Genomic DNA, 17,702 nt, shown 5'->3' with positions numbered 1-17,702 from the left:
CATGATCGATATCAGCCAGCTCGTCAGCAACGCCACCCCCAAGGCAGATCCCGCCAGCCGCATGACGGCAGACGCCGGGAACGCTGCCTTCAGCGGCGCGTTGTCGCGCGCGAAGGACAACGCGCGCCCCGAGCCGCGCCGGGATTCGGGCAGTAATGCGCAGAACACTACGCAGAACAATACGCAGGCTGCCGGCGGTTCCGCGTCGAAAGACAGCCAGGCCGCCGACGCGGCCCGCGCGGCCGCTGGCAAGCCGGTGCAGCCGGGCCGCCGCAAGGACCATAACGACAAGGACCACAAGGACGACGGCAGCAGCCAGGCGGCCGACGCTGGCGCCGCCGCCGCGGCGCTCGCCGCCCTGCTGCCGCCCGCCCCGGCCCCTGCTGCATCGGGCAACTGCGCGGCGGATGTCGCCGCGGCCGGTGCCTCCGGCGCCAACGGCCTCGCCGTGCTGCAAGCCCCCGCCGCCGCGCCGGCCGATGCGGCCAACGCGGCACTCGCTGATGTGAATGCCGACGCCGCCGGCAAGCTGGCGATCCTGACAACGGTCAAGGACGCCACCGCCACGACTGCCACGCCGACCGCAGCCGACACGCTGGCCAACATCCTGTCGCAGCGCGCCGCGCTGCCGGGCGCCTCGGGGCAACCGGCAGCGACCGACAGCACGCAGGCGGCCACGACGGCCAGCACGGCGCTGCATGCGATGGGCGATGCACGCCAGGGCCAGGCCGGCCAGTCCGGCGATGGCCAGTCCCAGGCAGGCCCCGGCCACCCGCACCATGCCGTGCTGGCGCAGGCGGACGGCATCGGGCAGGACAGCAAACCCGCCGCCGCCCCGTTCACGCCGGTGCAGGTCGCCGCCAGGGCCGGCGATGCCGCAACGGTCACGCAGAACGATGGCGCCGCGACGGCCATTGCCGCCGCGCTGGCGAACCAGACGCCTTCGGCCGCACCGGCCGCTGTGGCCGCCGCCGCACGCCCGGTGGTGGCGCCGCCGCTGGACGATGCGCAATGGCCGCAGGCGCTGGGCCAGCAGATGATCCGGCTGACCACGCAAGGCAGCCAGAGCGCGGAACTGCAGCTCAATCCGCCCGATCTCGGCCCGCTCAAGGTGGTACTGAACGTGGTCAACGACCAGGCCCAGGCACAGTTCGTTTCGCCGCACCAGGCCGTGCGCGCGGCGGTCGAAGCCGCGCTGCCGCACCTGCGCACCGCGCTGTCGGAAAGCGGCATCCAGCTCGGCCAGACGTCGGTGGGCGCCGACAGCTTTGCCGGCCAGGCCGGCAATGGCCAGCCGCAACAGCAGCAGGCCGGCAATGGCCGTGGCCACCCGGGATTCGGCGCGAACCTGGCCACTGGCGATTCCCTGGCCGCACCCATCGCCGCACCGGCCCGTCCGGCACGCGCGCTGGCACAGGGAGAGGTCGATACGTTTGCCTGACCGGCAGGCGCTTCACGCGCCACTGCCATGACAAAGGCCGCCTCTGGGGCGGCCTTTGTCGTATTGCGGCGTGCTGCCAGGTCCCGTCTCAGGGCTGGAAGATATCCAGGCCCGCCAGGGCCACCACGCCGCTCAGGGCGATCATGGCAACCGAGTCGCGTCCGAGGATCAGCAACGCGGCAGAGAGCCACGCGACAAGGCTGAAGGCGAGAAATCGTTTCATGATGCGGACGTAGAAGCGGGGCGCGGACTGGCGCGATGCGGAGAGAATTCGGAAAAGGCGGGCTAAGTATAAACCCTGATCCCACCGATCCAAGGGAGGAAAATCGCGCTGGTTGCCAATGTGCGCGACACGACGCCACACTGCCGGGAGCGCCGCGCAGGCGCCGGGGCGATAATGCCGGCGTAGAACCCTGCCCTGTCCCGTGCCATGACGTTCGACCTCTTCGACAACCTGGATGCCCCCGGCGAAGGCCGTGATGCGGCTGGCGTGACCGAGCCGCTGGCGGCCGGCGCCGCCGTGCTGCGCGGCTTTGCGCGCGCGCTGGCACCGCAGCTGCTCCGGGATGTCGCGAACGTCGTCGGGCAAGCCCCCTGGCGCCATATGGTGACACCGGGCGGACTGCAGATGTCGGTGGCCATGACCAACTGCGGGCAGGCCGGCTGGGTCTCGGACCGGACAGGCTACCGGTACGACCGGCTCGATCCGCTCAGCGGCGAACCGTGGCCCGCCATGCCAGCGACTTTTCTCGACCTGGCCGCACGCGCCGCCGCCGAAGCGGGCTTTGCCGGCTTTGCGCCGGACGCCTGCCTGGTCAACCGCTATGTGCCCGGCACACGCCTGTCCTTGCACCAGGACCGCGACGAGCGCGACCTGCGCGCGCCGATCGTGTCGGTCTCGCTCGGCCTGCCGGCGGTGTTCCTGTTCGGCGGGCTGCGCCGCGCCGAGCGCCCCGCCCGTACACGGTTGGCGCATGGCGACGTGGTCGTCTGGGGCGGCCCCGCGCGGCTGGCCTTCCATGGCGTTGCGCCGCTGGCCGACGGCGACCATCCGCTGCTCGGGCAGGAACGGATCAACCTGACCTTCCGCCGGGCGCTGTAGCCCGCGCGGCCACCGCGAGCCGCACATCGCCCGGTTTGCGGCGGACGGCATGTCTCCTACAGTCAATGGCATCCCGCGACGCTCGACTGGAGGCCATACCATGCATCTCGAAGGCTCGTGCCATTGCGGCGCTGTGCACTTCTCGCTGGAGTCCGATTCGCCGTATCCGTTCATGCACTGCCACTGTTCGATCTGCCGCAAGACGGCGGGCAGCGGCGGCCATGCCATCAACCTCGGCGGCGATGCCACGACGCTGCGCGTGCGCGGCAAGAAGTATCTGGGCATCTACCACGCGGTGATGCGCGAACCCGGCAAGCGCGCCACGCGCTCGCCGGCGCAGCGGCATTTCTGCGTCAGGTGCGGCAGCGCGCTGTGGCTGTTCGACCCGCGCTGGCCCCATCTCGTCCATCCGCACGCGTCGGCCATCGACACCCCGCTGCCCAAACCGCCCGACGTGGTGGAAGCCGGGCTCGACTTCGTTCCGGCGTGGGTGGACGTGCCACGCGGCAAGGGCCACGTGCACTGCGGCACCTGGCCGGCCGAGTCGCTGCAGGAATGGCATCGCCGCCACGGCCTGCTTTCGGCCTGAGGCCAATCCGTCACCATTGGCGCGGACGGCAGGGCATGGTGTTCTGGGCCGGCACCGGCGCGATTGCCGGCAAGCCCGGCGACCTCGCCTCGGCGCACTGGCTGCCCAACGCGGGCATCGGCTACCGGTTCGAGTTCAAGCCGCGCGTCAACGTGCGCCTGGACGCGGGCTTCGGGCGGCAGACGCGCGGCGTGTATTTCCAGATCAACGAAGCGTTCTAGAGCATGCCGGCACGGGTGGATCCGGCGCCGCCCTACTTCCGGAACACCAGCATGAAGTTGTTGGCCGGCATGGCCACCGGCGCGTCGCAGCGCATGCCCTGCGCTTCCCCCAGGGCGATCACGTCTTCCATGTCGCGCACGCCCCAGTCCGGGTCCGTGGCCCGCAGTTGCGCGTCGAATGCCGCATTGCTCGGCGCGGTGTGCGCGCCCCCCCGCTGATAGGGCCCGTACAGGACCAGCACGCCTCCTGATCCGAGCAGCTTTCCGGCACCGGCAAACAGCGCCTGCGCCGCTGCCCACGGGGAAATATGGATCATGTTGATGCAAACCACGGCATCGGCCGCGTCGATGCCCCACGGTGGCGCGCAGACATCGAGCGCCAGCGGGGCAAGCACATTGGCCACGCCGGTGTGCGCGATCCAGCCAGCGATCGACGCGCGCGCCGCGGCGTCGGGATCGCTCGGCTGCCAGGTCAGCCCCGGCAGCGCCGCGGCAAAGTGGACCGCGTGCTGGCCGGTGCCGCTGGCAATCTCCAGCACCGTGCCATTGGCCGGCAGCACGTTGCGCAGCACGGCGAGGATCGGCTCGCGATTGCGCTCCGTGGCCGGCGCCATGCGGCGGGTATCGGGGTCGTGGGTCATGGATCTTCCTGCGAGATCATCGCGGCGATGGGATAGACAATGCGGGACGATGGAGCACGGCGCGCGCAATCAGCCTTGCGCCCAGGCGCTGCACCAGCCGGCTGCCGCCACTTCCTTGTCGCCGAACAGGACGCAGCCGCCGGCGGTGCTGCCCGTGTCGCCCTGGTAGAGCTGGCAATTGCCGCAGGTCTGGCTGGCCTTGTGGCCGGGATACTGCTTCGGATCGACCTTGCTGGTGTCGGCCTTGTAGCCGAGCTTCTGTGCCTGCGGATCCTGCTCGCCCAGCATGGCCGCGCGGGCAGGCCGGCTGCCGAGCAGTCCGGTGACTGCCACGCCGCCGGACAAGGCGAGCGGCAGGTATCCGAGAAACCGGCGTCGGCACGGCATGGCAGTCTCCTCTGGGGTGGCGCTATCGGGCAGCGGCAGCATGTGCCTGCTGCATGGCGCAGAGGTTACTGCGGATTGCAAGGCCGGTGCAATGCCCGGCGCCGGCGAGATCGGGTCTGGCGTGCTTACAGCTTGAACTCGCCGACCACGCCCTGGAGCTGATGGGCCTGGTCCGCCAGCGATGCCGACGCGGCGGCGGCCTGCTCCACCAGCGCCGCGTTCTGCTGCGTGACGGTATCCATCTGCGCCACGGCCTGGTTGACCTGCTCGATGCTGCTGCTCTGGTCGCGCGAGGCCACCGAGATCTCGCCCAGGATGCCCGCGACGCTGCGCACGGCCTGCTGGATCTCCTCCATGGTCTGGCCGGCCTTGTCCACCAGCACCGCGCCGCCTTCGACCTGCCTGGCGGAATCGCCGATCAGCACGCGGATTTCCTTGGCGGCGGTGGCGCTGCGCTGGGCCAGCGTGCGCACCTCGCCAGCCACCACGGCGAAGCCGCGGCCCTGCTCGCCCGCACGGGCCGCTTCCACGGCGGCATTGAGGGCCAGGATGTTGGTCTGGAAGGCAATGCCTTCGATCACCTGGATGATCTCCACCACCTTGTTCGAGCTGGCGCTGATGGCCTGCATGGTCTGCACCACGTCACTGACCACCACCCCGCCGCGCTCGGCGATCTCCGAGGCATTGGCGGCGATGTCGTTGGCGGCGTGCGCGCGCTCGGCATTGCGGCGGACCATATCGGTCAGGCTGCCCATGCTGGACGCCGTCTCCTGCAGCGTGGCCGCCTGTTCCTCGGTGCGCTGGGAAAGATCCGTGTTGCCGTCCGCGATCTGGCGCGAAGAGTCGGCAATCGAGTCCGTGGAGCTTTTGATCCGGCCCACCAGGTCCGTCAGGATGTCCTCCATCTTGCCCATGCCGCCGAGCAGCCGGCCGAAGGCGCCGCCCTGGTCGGTATCGAAGTCCTGGCTGAGGTCGCCGGCGGCCACGGTCTCGGCGATGTAGACGGCGTCGGCCAGCGGGCGCTCGATGCCGGCGGCCAGCCAGAAAGCACCGGCCACGGCCGCGGCCAGCGCCGCCAGCCCCAGGCCCAGCATGGTGTAGCGCGCCGCGTCGCTGCCGTCCAACTGCGCCAGCCCCGTGCCGATAGCGGCGCCCGCCAACAGCATGACCAGCCCGAACGTTGCGCCCAGGCGGGCCCGGATGGTCAGATTTGCCTGCGACATTGCTGTTCTCCCCCGTGTTGGAATGTCTTTTATTGATGGTCTGCCGTTGGAGTATCGGCAGTCATGCGCGCAGGTTTAGGATGAAAAGGATTGGGGAAATCCCGATGGTGGTGTTTCTGTAGCAGGTCAAAGGAAAAGAGGCGGGCCGCAGCCCGCCTCTTCTTCCTATCGCACTAACATTCAGGCCTTGGCCAGCTTGATGCTCGACAGGTCAGCCGTCAGGTAGCCAACCGCCGCACCGGCGCGGTCCTTGTAGTTGGCGCGCACCAGGGGATCCAGCGTGGCCTGGACCTTGGCGTGCAGGCTGCCCCAGTCGCCGGCGTGCTGGAAGTTGCTCATGATGTAGGTCCAGCCGTTGATCTCATCCACGGCATGCAGCCCCGTGGATTCCCCGCCGGCGGGCACCGACATCAGGCGCGACAGCTTCTTCGTGTCGATGTTGTAGGCCCACAGGAAGTTGTTCACGTGCTGGCCGCTGTCTTCGCCGATGAACAGCGTGCGCAGCTTTTCCGAGAACTTCAGGTTGTCCGGATTGGCGATCATTTCCGGATCGGCCAGGTTGCCCAGCGCATCGCCGGCGATGTCGGTGCCCACGATCAGCGCCTTGGTATGCACCGGCACCCATTCGCTGCTGATGGCGTCGCCGTCCAGGTCCTTGCGGCCGCCGTCGAGCTTGTGCTGCATCACCGCGCCGGCGTTCAGTGCCTTGTCGACCGAGATGCCGCTTTGCGCATTCCAGCCCTTGCTGTTGTTCAGGACCATCGAGTCGACCACGTTCTGCAGCGCGGAATAGGCGATCTTGTCCTTGATGTTGACCGTGGTGCCTTCCATCTTGGTGAAACCCATGCTGCCGCCCTTCAGGTAGGCGTAGCGGTGGGTTTCCAGGAAGGCCGCGGCTTTCTCCATGCCAGGCTTGAGGCGAACCCAGTTGGCCTTGCCGCCGACGAAGATCTTGGTGTAGCTGGCGTCGAGCGGATCAGCGGTGACCACATCCATGATGTCGGTCGGCGCGGTCGTCTTGGCCAGCGCTTCGATCTCCGCGCTGGTGGCATGTCCGAGCTTGACCCACGACAGATCGGCGCCCGCCGCGGACGGGTCCACCGAAAAGCCCGAGCCCACCTTGGCCACATACAGCGTGCCCGCCGACAGGTCCTTCTCTTTGTCGGCCACGAACATGAACAAGCCGCTGTTGGTGGCATCGTCGCCCATCAGGATGGTGCGATTGTCCGGCATGACCTGCACCAGCTCATGCGAGATGCGGCCCAGGCAATAGTGCTTGCGGATGGAGCCGGTGCCATCGGCGTTGACCGTCACCTCCGGCAGGTGGCCGTAATTGTAGGGATTGGCCGCGGTCTCGCTGCCATAGAGGCTCTTGCTGTAGGCCTTGAACTGGCTGTTGCTGGCGATCGTGAACGCGTCCGGCTCGTACTCCTCGCTCGACAGGTGCGTGTTCCACGGCGACAGGCTCGCCCCGCACGTGATCCACAGGCCGTGCGCCGGCGAGGTATCGACGTTGTGGTACTTGACCAGCGTGAGCTTGCCGGTGGCCGGGTCCTGGTCCAGCGTCAGCACGGCGATCGGCGACGGCAGGCGGCCGTAGGTGTCGGCGCCCGACTGGTCGCGCGTGGTGTACTCGAACTGCACCACGGCAAACACCGGGTTGCCCTTCACGCCGGCGACGTGCGCGCCTTCGACCTTGAGCAGCGAGGTGCCGTCGGGCGAGTCGGAGAAGAACTGGCGCTCCTTGCCGGCCACCGAGGTGTCGCGGATCGGCTGGTTGTTGATGTCGTAGTAGCCGCCGGCCAGGATGGTGCCGCCCTTGCCGTCCGGCACCATGTCGCCGGTCACGAAGAACGGCTGGTAGGCCAGCTTGAAGGTGCGGCTGCTGCCGTCGCTGAAATTGACCTTCAGGCCCGAACCGACGGTGGTGGTGGCCATGGCGGCCGGATCCGCCAGCGTCGGGGCGTTCATGCCGATGAACTCGGCCGTGGTGAACGTGGCGCTGGGGCCGGGCGCGGGCCTGGTATCGGCCGGAGCGGCAATGGCGTCGTCACCACCGCCGCAACCCACCAGCAGGCCGGCCGAAGCCAGGCCCAGCGGCAGCATCGGCGCGCCAGCAAGGAATTTCAGCGCTTTGCGGCGCGAGGCATCAGGTTTGTCGAACATGGTCTTTCGTTTCCGGGGAAGGAGGCAGTGGCGCATCCAGGTGGCACCGTCGGCCTGTCATAGAAATAAGACATGACGCGGCAGCCGCGCCCTAGTCGCTGCGCATCCTATGGGTTCTATGTGACAGGAAGTTGACGATGAACCACAAAGCCGTCGCGCACCGGCCCGAAGCGAGGGCTGCGGTAAACTTCCGCTCTTTCCGTTCCCGCGCGGCCGCGTGCCGCCTGGCAGATTCCGCTTGCCCACCTATACCCTCGCCGCCCAGGTCGAAGCCGAACTCGAGATCCGCAAGAGCCGCTTCCTTGCCCTGGCGATTCCCGTCCCGGACCGCGACGCCGCCATGGCCGTGCTGCAGTCGCTGCGCGCGCAGCACCCGACCGCCACGCATGTGTGCTGGGCGCTGCTGGCCGGCGGGCAGTCGGGCATGTCGGATGACGGCGAACCCTCCGGCACGGCCGGACGGCCGATCCTGGAGGTGTTGCGCCACCATGACCTGGATGGCGTGCTGGCGGCCGTGGTGCGCTACTACGGCGGCGTCAAGCTCGGTGCCGGCGGGCTGGTGCGCGCCTACACCGATGCGATTGCCGCGGCGCTGAAGTCCGCGGAACGGATCGAGCGCATTGCCTACGCCGAACTGACGGTGGATGTCGACTACGCCGACGAGCCGCGCGTGCGCCGCTGGCTGGACGCGCAGGACGGTTGCACGTTGGCCGACACCGCCTACGGCGCGCTGGCGCGGCTGGTGATCCGCCTGCCCGCCACGCAGCGCGATGCCGCGCTGGCGGCCTTGCGCGACGCCACGCACGGGCGGGCACAATTTCCGCAGACCGACGATGACGGCGATTCAGACTGAAACCGGCACCGTCCCGGTGGACGAGCGGGCCGAGTTCACCGCGCGCGTGCTGCCTGCCGGCGTCACCTTTGCCGCGCCAGCGAGCCTGAGTCTGCTCGAGGCCGCGCTGCTCGACGGCCTGGCACTGCCCAACTCGTGCCGCAACGGGACCTGCCGCGCATGCGCCAGCCGGCTGCATGCGGGCGCCATCCGCTATCGCATCGAATGGCCGGGGCTGAGCCCGGATGAGAAGGATGACGGCTGGATCCTGCCTTGCGTCGCCTGCCCGGTCAGCGATGTCGTGATCGAGCCTGGCAAGCTGGAATAAGCGACTGCCCGCGTGGCCCCACCGGCACGGTCATCGGTCAGCGAAGAAGCGCAATGCAATCTTCAGCCCATCGGGCCCGCGCGGGTCCGAGAACGCCTGTGCCGCCGGCCCGCCGCTCCATGCATGCCCGAGGCCCTCGATCCTGACGAGCCGCACGCAGGTCTCGCCTTCGACGATCCAGTCGGACACCTCCGCCGGCAGCCGCTGCCCGCGCTGCACACGGCGCGCGGGCGGCACGGCCAACTGCGCCGACGGTTCAGGCAACAGGTCCAGCCACAAGCGCGCGGCGGTCATGGCATTGTCGAAAGTCACCACGGCATCCGCGTCGCCATGCAACAGCAACAAGGGCGGCAGGCGCCGGCCGGCCAGCCACAGGCGCATGGCCTGGCGCGCCGCGGCGTCGGGCGCGCGGCTGCCGCGCATGGCCGCGGCAGCCTGGGCCGCGTTGCCGGCGCTGTAGGGGACCGCCCCCGAATGCGAGCCGATGGCGATAAACCGCTGCGGGTAGCGCAGGCCCAGCATCATCGCCATGGCGCCGCCGGCGGACAGGCCCATCACGCTGACGCGCTCCGGGCGCACCGGATAGCGTTCGCAGACCTGGTCGATCATGGCCATCAGCAGCGCCGCCTCGGCGGCGCCGCGCGTGCCGGGACGGAACCAGTTCCAGCAGCGTTGCGCGTTGGCCTGCGACGACTGCTCTGGCAACAGCACCACGCAGCCCGCCTCGCGCGCCGCCACGGCCGCGCGCGTGACCGCGGCAAAGCTGGCGGCGTCCTGGCCGCAGCCGTGCAGCAGCACCAGCATGGGCGCGCGTCGCCTGGCCGTCAGGCCTGCGGGAATGAAGATCCGGTAGTGGCGCTGCGCGAGAGGGCCCACGCCGCCGGTGCCGGCCTCCCAGCGCCCGCTGCCGCGGCTCTGCGGTTCCGGCACGGGCGATGCCACGCCCGACAATGCGCGCTGCGTGGCCTTGGCGACGGCCGATGACTGCTTCACGGCGTTGCGCACGATGGCATCGGTCATCGGCTGCGTCACCGTCTTGTTCAGCGCCCGGGTCATCTCGCGTCCCATTCGCCGTGCCTGGCGCGTGGCGGTCTTGCCCAGCGACTTCCATAGCGTTGCCGTGCTGCTGCCGCGGCGTCCCATGTGACTGGCCTCCCGTCCGGATTCCGTTGACGGGTTCGATTGTGTCAGGCTTTGATGTCACCCGCGAACATGGGCAACCGGGATGGCCATCGACATATGCGCTCCCCGGTCAGCGTGCAGCGTGGTCATGGACCGCGCGGCTGTCGGCCGGCGCCTGGTCGCGCTCGTCCAGCCCGTAGTCGCGCAGCACCTGCGCCACGCGCAGCCGGTAGCCCGAGAACACGCCGCCGCGCCCCGCTGCCTGGGCCTGGCGGTGCTCCTCGGTATTGCGCCATGCCATGACCGCCGCCTCATCGCGGAAGAACGACAGCGACAGGATCTTGCCCGGCGTGGTCAGGCTCTGGAAACGCTCGACCGAGATAAAGCCGTCGATGGCCTCCAGCGTCGGCCGCAGCTTCGCGGCGATGTCGAGATAGGTGTCCTTGCGGCCCGGTGCGGGCTCGACTTCGAAAATGACGGCGATCATGGCGGAGGTCTCTTTGTGGAAGGGATCGGGATCGGGGGATCGGGGGATCGGCGACATCCCCGGTTTCAATTGAAATGCGGAATGCGCGCGTTGTGCGAAGGCCGGTAGCGGAACGCCCGCGCCAGCGCGGCCGGTTGCGCGCCCCGTGTGAGCAGGACGTCGACCGTCGCCGCCGCAAGCGCCTGTGCCAGCGTGTCGCCGGGGCAGGCGTGGCGGCCCGCGCCGAACGTCCACGCCCGGCCTCCGGCATCACCGGGCGTTGTGCAAGAGGCCGCAGCAAGCAGCACGAGCACGGCATCGCCCGCCTTGACCGGCACGCCGCACAGGTGCGCGTCAGCCGCCAGGAAGCGGCGTGTATTTTGCACCGGAGGATCGTCTCGTGCCGCGCGCGCGGCCAGTTCAGGCAGGTTGCCCGCGGCCGTGCCGATGCGGCCCAGGCGAAGCAGCATGTTGCCCGCCAGCCCGGCCGTCGCCTCGCACGCCTGCACCATCAGGCCGATGGCATTGGCGGCTACGGCTTCCGGTGCGATGCCTTCGCCTTGTGCGGCCCGTCGCAACGCCGGCAGCAAGCCCGGCGTATCGGCTCGCGATGGCGCATCCATGGCGGCCTGCAGCCATTGCCCGAGCCAGCGTGCCGCGCCGGCACCGGCCGCAACCTCGTCAGCCGAGGCCAGCGGCGACTGCGCCGCGGCGTAGGCTGCCACGCGCGATGCCACGGCCATGGCATCGGTGCCTGCGCGCACCGGCAAGCCGAGCAGGTCGGCCACGGTGACGACGGGCAGCGTGAACATCCAGCGGTTGACGGCGGCGCCGGTGTCGGGCGCCATGCCGGGCACCGCATCGAGTGCGGCGGCCAGCGTGGCCACACGCGCCATGGCGGCATCGGTGTCGATGCCCGCCATCTGTTGCAGCAGGATGGCCTTGAGCGGCGCATGGGCCGCGCCATCGTTCATGCGAATCAGGCGCCCGAACAGCTCGCCCGCCGCAGTGCCGGCCAGGGCCGGCGGCACGGGTTGCGCCGCCGGACGCACGCGGCAATCGGCATGCGCCAGCACGGCGGCGACTTCAGCCGGCCCTGCGGCAACCCATAGCCCGAGCCGTTCATCGAAGCCGAACGGCCGCTGCGCAGCCAGCGCGCGGTAGTAGGGATAGGGATCGGGATGGGTGACGGCTTGCAGCGGGTCGGCGGGCATCATGGCGTAGCGTATTCGGCGGTTGTCGGATCAGCCCCCCGCGCCGACAGGGGCGTGGGCAGCTACAACGTATGACGAATCTTTGCACCGTCCCGCGCGAAGAAGCTTCGCGGCAAGATGAAATGTCGAACGCAAAAGCCCCGGCGTGACAGCCCGGGCTTTGGTACCGCTATGCCAGGCCGGGCAATGGCGCGGCGGCGGCGACGAGGTTCTGTTCTCGCAGTGCCTGCCAGAACGCGGGCGGGATGTCCGCTTGCGCCAGCGCCAGGTTCTCGGCGATGCGCTCGGGCCGGCTTGCACCGGGGATGACCGCCGCCACGGCGGGATGCGCCAGCGAGAACTGCAGCGCGGCGGCACGGATATCGACGCCAAACTGCGCGCATAGCCGGCGCAGCGCCTCGACCCGCGCCAGGATCTCCGGCGTCGCCTTCTGGTATTCGTAGTGCTCGCCGCCGGCGAGGATGCCGGAGTTATACGGGCCGCCCACCACGATGCCCGCGCCACGGTTCACGCAGGCGGGCATCAGTTCGCGCAGCGCATCGGCGTGGTCGAGCAGCGTATAGCGGCCGGCGATCAGGAAGCCATCCGGATCGGCCTGTTGCAGCGCCATTTCGCAGGGCTCCACGCGATTGACGCCAAGGCCCCAGGCTTTGATTACGCCCTCTTCGCGCAACCGGGTCAGCGCTACGGCGGCACCGTTCATCGCGGTCTGGAACACGTCGCGCCAGGCATCGCCATGGAAATCTTTGGCCGGGTCGTGGATCCAGACGATGTCGAGCCGGTCGGTCTTCAGACGCTTCAGGCTGGCTTCGATCGCGCGCAGCGTGCCATCGGCGCTGTAGTCGTAGACGATCTTGTTGGACAGGCCGTGTTCGAACAGGCCGCCCTTCTCGCCCAGGTCGCGGCTGGCCGTGTCCTCGGTCTCGTCGAGTACCAGCCGGCCGACCTTGGTGCTGAGCACGTAGGCGTCGCGCGGGCGGTGCTGCAAGGCGTTGCCCAGCCGGATCTCGGCCAGTCCCGCGCCATAGAGCGGCGCGGCGTCGAAGTAGCGGATGCCCTGCTGCCAGGCGGCGTCGACGGTGTCGAGCGCCTCCTGCTCGGGGATGTCGCGGTACATATTGCCGAGCGGCGCTGTACCGAAGCCGATTTTCGTCGGTGTGGAAATTCGCATAGTTGCCTTGAATGGATCGTGGAGCGCGGCTCAGGCGTCGGTGCCCGCCAGCGCCGTCAAAGATCCCTGCATCCGGTAGAACGTCTGATCGGACGCCGTGAAAAACGCCATGGACCGGCCGTGGATGAAGTCGTCGACATGGACCACGGTCGCGCCGTCGGCTTCCTGCCACGAGATCGCATAGACGCCCTCGGCGATCTCGCGCCATTCGCAGCGCGATTCCCCACTCGCGCCCGCATACGGGCCGGAGACGATCGCATAGCGGATCGACTGCCCGTCTTCGGCATAGATGTTGTGCGCGGACAGTCCGTCGTAGTCGACGCGGAAGCTGCGGCCGGCGAACGGCGGCTTGCCGGGTTGAATCTGGCTGGTCATCTCAGGCTGCCTTGGCGCTCAAGCGCGGATAGTCGGTCAGGCCGCGCGCATCGCCGCCAAACAGCGTGTCGCGGTCATGCGGGGTCAGCGAGGCACCGGTGCGCAGGCGCTCCGGCAGGTCCGGGTTGGCGACGAACGGGCGGCCGAACGCAATCAGGTCGGCCCAGCCCTCGTCCAGCGCGGCGCGAGCGCGTTCCGCGGTGTACTGGCCCGCGTAGATCAGCGTGCCCGGATAGACCTGGCGCAGCCGCCGCTTGAAGGCGACGGGCATGTGCGGCGCGTCGTCCCAGTCGGCTTCGGCGATATGGACATAGCCCACGCCGATCTCGCCGAGCGTCCGCGCGGCAGCGGTATAAGTCGTCTCCGGATCGGCGTCGACGCAGCCGTTGAGCGTGGTCAACGGTGCCAGCCGGATGCCGACGCGGTCCTTGCTGCCGGTGCCTTCGATCAGCGCCTGTGCCACTTCGCGCAGGAAGCGCAGGCGGTTCTCGAGCGAGCCGCCGTATTCATCGGTCCGGTCGTTGGCCCCCGAATCGATGAACTGGTTGACCAGGTAGCCGTTGGCCGCGTGCAGTTCGACACCGTCGAACCCCGCCGCCATCGCGTTGCGCGCGGCCTGACGGAATTCGTCGACGATGCCGTGGATCTCTTCGACCGTCAGCGCACGCGGCTGCGACGCCTGCACGAAACCCGGCGTGCCGTCGTACTCGGCCACGAACACATTGACGCCCTTCGCCTGGATCGCCGACGAGGACACCGGCGCTTGTCCGTCAAGCAGGCTGACGTGGCTAAGCCGTCCCACATGCCAGAGCTGCGCGAAGATGCGTCCGCCGGCCGCATGCACGGCGCTGGTCACCTTGTGCCAGCCTTCGACCTGCGCCGGCGTATGGATGCCTGGCGTCCATGCATAGCCCTTGCCGAGCGGCGAAACCCAGGTGCCCTCGCTGACGATCAGGCCGGCACCGGCACGCTGCGCGTAGTACTCGGCCATCAGCGCATTGGGCACGTCGCCGGGCTGGCTGGCGCGCGAGCGCGTCATCGGCGGCATCACGATGCGGTTCGGCAGCGTCAGGTTGCCGAGCGAATGGGGCTGGAACAGCGGGTTGCGCGTATCCGAGTTCATGGACTTCATGGAGATCGCGGACATCATCGCCTCCCTCAGTCCCACACCGGGGCCAGGCCCTCGGGGCTGACCTCGCGACCGTTGCGTTCGAGCGCGGCGATCTGCGCCATGTCGTCGGTGTCGAGCTTCAGGTCGCGCGCCAGCAGGTTGCTGGCCAGGTTCTCGCGCTTGGTCGAAGAAGGAATCACCGCGTAGCCAAGCTGCAGCGCCCACGCCAGCGCCACCTGCGCCACGGTGGCATCGTGCTTCGCCGCAATGTCTGCGAGGACCGGATCCTTCAGCACCTTGCCGTAGGCCAGCGTCATGTACGAGGTCACGGCGATGCCCTGCTCCTGCAGGAACGCGGTGAGCTTGCGGCTCTGCAGGTAGGGGCTCAGCTCGATCTGGTTGGTCGCGATCTCACCCTTGCCCACCACGTCGATGGCCTGCCGGGTCAGTGCGATATTGAAGTTCGAGATGCCGATCTGGCGCGTGAGGCCCAGCGACTTCGCCGCGGCCAGCGCTTCCATGGTCTCGCGCAGCGGCACGCCGTTGCCCGGGGCCGGCCAGTGGATCAGCGTCAGGTCGACATGGTCGGTCCGCAGCTTGTCCAGGCTCTCGCGCAGGCTCGGCACGAGCTTGTCGGCAGCGTAATTGGCGGTCCAGATCTTGGTGGTGAGGAACAGCGCGTCGCGATTCACGCCGCTTTCGGCAATTGCCTTGCCGACGTCGGCCTCGTTCTCATAAATCTGCGCGGTATCAACGGCGCGATAGCCCACGTCCAGCGCGTTGCGCACGGAATCGACAGCGGCCTGGCCGGTCAGGCGGAACGTGCCGACACCAAACGAAGGAATGCTCATGGGATAACTCCTGGTACAGGGGCAAGAGGAACTTGCGATGGATGGAGTTTGCCGGCTTTACATTTGCAAATTAAGCCGTGTATAAGTCAAATTCATTTGATTTGAAATCAACAATGAAAACGACTATCGACGAACTGCTGGCCTTTGCGGCCGTCGTGGATACGGGCTCCATCACCGCGGCGGCCGAACAGCTGGACCTGACGGTGTCGGCGACCAGCCGCACGCTGAGCCGCCTCGAAGAAAAGCTGCAGACCACGCTGCTGCGCCGGACTACGCGGCGCCTGGAACTGACCGAGGAAGGCGCTTCGTTCCTGGCCCATGCGCGCGCCATTCTTGCCATGGTCGACGAAGCGGAAGAGCAGATGGCGGCACGCCGCATGCGGCCCGTGGGTCGACTGCGCGTCGATGCGGCCACGCCATTCATGCTACATGTGCTGGTGCCGCTGGTCGAAGGATTCCGCGAACGCTTCCCCGAGGTGGAACTGGAACTGCACTCGACCGAAGGCATCATCGACCTGATCGAGAAGCGGACCGACGTGGCCTTCCGCATCGGCTCGCTCAAGGACTCGACGCTGCATGCGCGGCCGATCGGCACCAGCCGCGTGCGCGTGCTGGCCAGCCCCGCATACCTGAAGCGCCACGGCACGCCGACCAGGGCGGCCCAGCTCGCGCAACATACGCTGCTCGGTTTCAGCCAGCCGGATTCCCTCAATGATTGGCCGCTGCGCGACGATGACGGCAGCATCGTGCACATTAAGCCCGCCATCGGCTCATCGAGCGGCGAAACGCTCAGGAGCCTGGCGCTGGCCGGGCTGGGTATCGTGTGCCTGTCTGACTTCATGACGCGCGACGATCGCCAGAGCGGCCGGCTGGTGCCGCTGTTCGGCAGGCAGACGCTGGATGTGCGGCAGTCGGTCAACGCGGTCTACTACCGCAACACGGCGCTGGCGTCGCGCATCACCTGCTTTGTCGATCATGTGGTCAGCGTGCTCGGCAAGCAGCCGTTCGACGAATAGGGAAGACCCACGCACGCATTGCGAGGTTCACGCATGCAGGCGCCGGTGTCAGGACGGACCCATCAATCCACCACCCCCAACTTTCTCACCACCGCCCTCAACGTCAATCCGTTGCAGGCAAGATTCGCCAGCACAAACCCCACCGCCACCACGGACGCCAGGTGCCGCGCCTCGGGCGGCAGTTCCGGCGAGCGCGCCGCGCACAAGGCCAGCACCAGCGTCACCGGTCCGCGCACGCCGCCCCAGGTGATCACCATCCGGTGCGCGCGGGGCAACGGCGCGCACATGCCGATGCGGCTCAGCAGCGGCAGGCTGCAGCCGAGCACGGCCCAGCGGCTGAGCAAGGCGGCGACCAGCACCGCCAGGATCAGGAAGAGATCGGCCACGCGCAGGTCGCGCAGCATGCCAGGCACATGCATGGCAGCCAGCAGGAAGACCATGCCTGCGGCCATGCCGCCCATATGCCGCCACAGGTCGCGAAAGGGTTCATGCTCGGCCGGCATGCTGGAGCGCCGCAGCAGCGTGCCGGCGACCAGGCCGGCCGCGACCACCGTCACCACGCCCGAGACGTGCAGCCACCGGTCGGCAATCGGGTAAAGCAGGTTCGGCAACGCCAGCGACAACGAGAAGCGCGACAGCGGCGCATGCGGAATGGCGCGGCACGCGCGGGCCAGCAGCAGGCCCGCCAGCCCGCCCACGATGCCGCCGGCAAGCAGCGAACCGAACACGTCGCCCAGCACGGAGCCCGCCATGGCGGCGCCAGGGTGGCCAACGATGCGCGCCGTCAGGTGCGACGCCAGTGCGATGGCCGCCGCATCGTTCAGCAGGCTTTCGCCCTCGACCAGGCGCACCATGCGCGCCGGCACCCCGCTGCTGCGGAACAGCTCGATCACGGCGGACGGGTCGGTGGTGCTCACGATCGCGCCCACCAGCAGGCACACGGCAAGGCTCGCGCCGGTGACGAAGTGGGCCGTCAGGCCGACCGTCAGCGTCGCGGCGAACACCGCGCCGATCGCCAGGACCAGGATGGGCAGCAGGTCGTGCGCCAGCGCCGTGGCGTCAGATTCCAGCGCGGCCTGGAACAGGATCGGCGGCAGGAACAGCCAGAGATACCCGTCAGGCGCGAGCGCGGGCGACAGCAATGGCTGGATGGCGCGCGCGGTGAACGCGGGCGCGTGTTCACCGGCAAGCAGGAAGACCGTGCCAAGCACGATGCCGGCGGCCGTGAGCGTCATGGCATCCGGCAGCCGCAGCTTGATCGCTGCAACGTTGCACGCGGCAATCAGCGCCAGCAGGCAGCCGATGCGCAGGGTCAGTTCGACAGAGACTTCCATTGAGCGGGCACAGGCGCCGGGAGGCGCGTAGCCCTGTCTGACCTGCCTTTGCCGCCTGGTGTTCGTGCCGATTGGCGAAACGCGTCATTCCGTTGCACGCGGTTGACGCGGG

At 68.7% G+C, this 17,702-nt stretch carries 20 protein-coding genes; 7 read left to right on the top strand and 13 right to left on the bottom strand.

The genetic code is table 11. The annotated features are described in order from the left end of the window. Window position 1 precedes the first annotated feature (1 nt). Window positions 2-1,441 carry a flagellar hook-length control protein FliK gene (locus tag ACIGJB_RS17145; RefSeq protein WP_483733512.1) on the top strand — a complete coding sequence of 480 codons (1,440 nt, stop codon included), beginning with the start codon at window positions 2-4 and terminating at the stop codon, window positions 1,439-1,441. 88 nt (window positions 1,442-1,529) lie between these two features. Here ACIGJB_RS17145 and ACIGJB_RS17140 read toward each other — a convergent pair whose 3' ends face one another. Then, the gene (locus tag ACIGJB_RS17140; protein WP_483713112.1) at window positions 1,530-1,664 is read right to left on the bottom strand and encodes a hypothetical protein; all 135 of its coding nucleotides are present in this window, start codon (window positions 1,662-1,664) and stop codon (window positions 1,530-1,532) included. Between the two features lie 207 nt (window positions 1,665-1,871). Between ACIGJB_RS17140 and alkB the strand changes: the two genes are divergently transcribed. The 3 genes from alkB (at window position 1,872) to ACIGJB_RS17125 (ending at window position 3,353) form a co-directional block, all read left to right on the top strand. After that, window positions 1,872-2,543: a DNA oxidative demethylase AlkB gene (alkB, locus tag ACIGJB_RS17135; protein WP_483733511.1), complete on the top strand. Its 672-nt coding sequence runs from the start codon at window positions 1,872-1,874 to the stop codon at window positions 2,541-2,543. Between the two features lie 100 nt (window positions 2,544-2,643). Then, entirely contained in the window at window positions 2,644-3,132 is a 489-nt protein-coding gene (locus tag ACIGJB_RS17130) for a GFA family protein (protein ID WP_483733510.1), read from the top strand. 35 nt (window positions 3,133-3,167) lie between these two features. Beyond that, the gene (locus tag ACIGJB_RS17125; RefSeq protein ID WP_483733509.1) at window positions 3,168-3,353 is read left to right on the top strand and encodes a hypothetical protein; all 186 of its coding nucleotides are present in this window, start codon (window positions 3,168-3,170) and stop codon (window positions 3,351-3,353) included. Between the two features lie 32 nt (window positions 3,354-3,385). Here the strand turns inward: ACIGJB_RS17125 and ACIGJB_RS17120 are convergent, their stop codons facing one another. The 4 genes from ACIGJB_RS17120 to ACIGJB_RS17105 all read right to left on the bottom strand — a co-directional run bounded on the left by ACIGJB_RS17120 (window position 3,386) and on the right by ACIGJB_RS17105 (window position 7,770). Then, window positions 3,386-3,994, bottom strand: coding sequence for a DUF938 domain-containing protein (locus ACIGJB_RS17120; protein ID WP_483733508.1), 609 nt, complete (start codon window positions 3,992-3,994; stop codon window positions 3,386-3,388). A gap of 69 nt (window positions 3,995-4,063) precedes the next feature. Continuing rightward, window positions 4,064-4,381: a high-potential iron-sulfur protein gene (locus ACIGJB_RS17115; protein WP_483733507.1), complete on the bottom strand. Its 318-nt coding sequence runs from the start codon at window positions 4,379-4,381 to the stop codon at window positions 4,064-4,066. A 125-nt stretch (window positions 4,382-4,506) separates the two neighbouring features. Further along, complete coding sequence (locus ACIGJB_RS17110) at window positions 4,507-5,604, bottom strand: methyl-accepting chemotaxis protein (protein ID WP_483733506.1); 1,098 nt, start codon at window positions 5,602-5,604, stop codon at window positions 4,507-4,509. Window positions 5,605-5,784: 180 nt separating this feature from the next. Then, a complete protein-coding gene (locus ACIGJB_RS17105; protein ID WP_483733505.1) occupies window positions 5,785-7,770 on the bottom strand; it encodes a PhoX family protein in 1,986 nt (661 codons plus the stop codon). Window positions 7,771-8,008: 238 nt separating this feature from the next. Between ACIGJB_RS17105 and ACIGJB_RS17100 the strand changes: the two genes are divergently transcribed. Both ACIGJB_RS17100 and ACIGJB_RS17095 read left to right on the top strand, forming a co-directional pair. Then, window positions 8,009-8,623, top strand: a complete 615-nt coding sequence (locus ACIGJB_RS17100; protein WP_483733504.1) for an IMPACT family protein — start codon at window positions 8,009-8,011, stop codon at window positions 8,621-8,623. Continuing rightward, a complete protein-coding gene (locus tag ACIGJB_RS17095) occupies window positions 8,604-8,930 on the top strand; it encodes a 2Fe-2S iron-sulfur cluster-binding protein (protein WP_483733503.1) in 327 nt (108 codons plus the stop codon). The genes ACIGJB_RS17100 and ACIGJB_RS17095 overlap by 20 nt, the downstream gene beginning before the upstream one ends. Window positions 8,931-8,960: 30 nt before the next feature. On the opposite strand, the gene ACIGJB_RS17090 is transcribed toward ACIGJB_RS17095, so the two are convergent. The 7 genes from ACIGJB_RS17090 to dkgB all read right to left on the bottom strand — a co-directional run bounded on the left by ACIGJB_RS17090 (window position 8,961) and on the right by dkgB (window position 15,240). Continuing rightward, window positions 8,961-10,073, bottom strand: coding sequence for an extracellular catalytic domain type 1 short-chain-length polyhydroxyalkanoate depolymerase (locus tag ACIGJB_RS17090; protein WP_483733502.1), 1,113 nt, complete (start codon window positions 10,071-10,073; stop codon window positions 8,961-8,963). A 109-nt stretch (window positions 10,074-10,182) separates the two neighbouring features. Next, window positions 10,183-10,539 carry an antibiotic biosynthesis monooxygenase family protein gene (locus ACIGJB_RS17085; protein ID WP_483733501.1) on the bottom strand — a complete coding sequence of 119 codons (357 nt, stop codon included), beginning with the start codon at window positions 10,537-10,539 and terminating at the stop codon, window positions 10,183-10,185. 65 nt (window positions 10,540-10,604) lie between these two features. After that, a complete protein-coding gene (locus ACIGJB_RS17080; protein ID WP_483733500.1) occupies window positions 10,605-11,735 on the bottom strand; it encodes a cytochrome P450 in 1,131 nt (376 codons plus the stop codon). 166 nt (window positions 11,736-11,901) lie between these two features. After that, complete coding sequence (locus ACIGJB_RS17075) at window positions 11,902-12,903, bottom strand: aldo/keto reductase (protein WP_483733499.1); 1,002 nt, start codon at window positions 12,901-12,903, stop codon at window positions 11,902-11,904. Between the two features lie 30 nt (window positions 12,904-12,933). Continuing rightward, window positions 12,934-13,278, bottom strand: a complete 345-nt coding sequence (locus ACIGJB_RS17070) for a MoaF-related domain-containing protein (RefSeq protein WP_483733498.1) — start codon at window positions 13,276-13,278, stop codon at window positions 12,934-12,936. A 1-nt stretch (window position 13,279) separates the two neighbouring features. Continuing rightward, complete coding sequence (locus ACIGJB_RS17065; RefSeq protein ID WP_483734702.1) at window positions 13,280-14,401, bottom strand: alkene reductase; 1,122 nt, start codon at window positions 14,399-14,401, stop codon at window positions 13,280-13,282. Between the two features lie 35 nt (window positions 14,402-14,436). After that, a complete protein-coding gene (gene dkgB / locus ACIGJB_RS17060) occupies window positions 14,437-15,240 on the bottom strand; it encodes a 2,5-didehydrogluconate reductase DkgB (RefSeq protein ID WP_483733497.1) in 804 nt (267 codons plus the stop codon). Window positions 15,241-15,353: 113 nt separating this feature from the next. Here dkgB and ACIGJB_RS17055 point away from each other — a divergent pair, with 113 nt between their 5' ends. Then, the gene (locus ACIGJB_RS17055) at window positions 15,354-16,256 is read left to right on the top strand and encodes a LysR substrate-binding domain-containing protein (protein WP_483733496.1); all 903 of its coding nucleotides are present in this window, start codon (window positions 15,354-15,356) and stop codon (window positions 16,254-16,256) included. Between the two features lie 62 nt (window positions 16,257-16,318). On the opposite strand, the gene ACIGJB_RS17050 is transcribed toward ACIGJB_RS17055, so the two are convergent. Then, the gene (locus ACIGJB_RS17050) at window positions 16,319-17,590 is read right to left on the bottom strand and encodes a cation:proton antiporter (RefSeq protein WP_483733495.1); all 1,272 of its coding nucleotides are present in this window, start codon (window positions 17,588-17,590) and stop codon (window positions 16,319-16,321) included. Window positions 17,591-17,702: the final 112 nt, after the last annotated feature.

The organism is Cupriavidus sp. C2SS-8b (assembly GCF_057073745.1).
This window is presented reverse-complemented; position numbering and strand designations above follow the sequence as displayed.

What these genes read in the sequence shown, in the direction of transcription:
- alkB (WP_483733511.1), top strand. Translation starts at nt 1,872, where the DNA reads ATGACGTTCGACCTCTTCGACAACCTGGATGCCCCCGGCGAAGGCCGT.
- ACIGJB_RS17055 (WP_483733496.1), top strand. Translation starts at nt 15,354, where the DNA reads ATGAAAACGACTATCGACGAACTGCTGGCCTTTGCGGCCGTCGTGGAT.
- ACIGJB_RS17070 (WP_483733498.1), bottom strand. Translation starts at nt 13,278, where the DNA reads ATGACCAGCCAGATTCAACCCGGCAAGCCGCCGTTCGCCGGCCGCAGC.
- ACIGJB_RS17090 (WP_483733502.1), bottom strand. Translation starts at nt 10,073, where the DNA reads ATGGGACGCCGCGGCAGCAGCACGGCAACGCTATGGAAGTCGCTGGGC.
- ACIGJB_RS17120 (WP_483733508.1), bottom strand. Translation starts at nt 3,994, where the DNA reads ATGACCCACGACCCCGATACCCGCCGCATGGCGCCGGCCACGGAGCGC.
- dkgB (WP_483733497.1), bottom strand. Translation starts at nt 15,240, where the DNA reads ATGAGCATTCCTTCGTTTGGTGTCGGCACGTTCCGCCTGACCGGCCAG.
- ACIGJB_RS17075 (WP_483733499.1), bottom strand. Translation starts at nt 12,903, where the DNA reads ATGCGAATTTCCACACCGACGAAAATCGGCTTCGGTACAGCGCCGCTC.
- ACIGJB_RS17130 (WP_483733510.1), top strand. Translation starts at nt 2,644, where the DNA reads ATGCATCTCGAAGGCTCGTGCCATTGCGGCGCTGTGCACTTCTCGCTG.
- ACIGJB_RS17125 (WP_483733509.1), top strand. Translation starts at nt 3,168, where the DNA reads ATGGTGTTCTGGGCCGGCACCGGCGCGATTGCCGGCAAGCCCGGCGAC.
- ACIGJB_RS17105 (WP_483733505.1), bottom strand. Translation starts at nt 7,770, where the DNA reads ATGTTCGACAAACCTGATGCCTCGCGCCGCAAAGCGCTGAAATTCCTT.
- ACIGJB_RS17145 (WP_483733512.1), top strand. Translation starts at nt 2, where the DNA reads ATGATCGATATCAGCCAGCTCGTCAGCAACGCCACCCCCAAGGCAGAT.
- ACIGJB_RS17050 (WP_483733495.1), bottom strand. Translation starts at nt 17,590, where the DNA reads ATGGAAGTCTCTGTCGAACTGACCCTGCGCATCGGCTGCCTGCTGGCG.
- ACIGJB_RS17140 (WP_483713112.1), bottom strand. Translation starts at nt 1,664, where the DNA reads ATGAAACGATTTCTCGCCTTCAGCCTTGTCGCGTGGCTCTCTGCCGCG.
- ACIGJB_RS17080 (WP_483733500.1), bottom strand. Translation starts at nt 11,735, where the DNA reads ATGATGCCCGCCGACCCGCTGCAAGCCGTCACCCATCCCGATCCCTAT.
- ACIGJB_RS17095 (WP_483733503.1), top strand. Translation starts at nt 8,604, where the DNA reads ATGACGGCGATTCAGACTGAAACCGGCACCGTCCCGGTGGACGAGCGG.
- ACIGJB_RS17085 (WP_483733501.1), bottom strand. Translation starts at nt 10,539, where the DNA reads ATGATCGCCGTCATTTTCGAAGTCGAGCCCGCACCGGGCCGCAAGGAC.
- ACIGJB_RS17110 (WP_483733506.1), bottom strand. Translation starts at nt 5,604, where the DNA reads ATGTCGCAGGCAAATCTGACCATCCGGGCCCGCCTGGGCGCAACGTTC.
- ACIGJB_RS17065 (WP_483734702.1), bottom strand. Translation starts at nt 14,401, where the DNA reads ATGAACTCGGATACGCGCAACCCGCTGTTCCAGCCCCATTCGCTCGGC.
- ACIGJB_RS17115 (WP_483733507.1), bottom strand. Translation starts at nt 4,381, where the DNA reads ATGCCGTGCCGACGCCGGTTTCTCGGATACCTGCCGCTCGCCTTGTCC.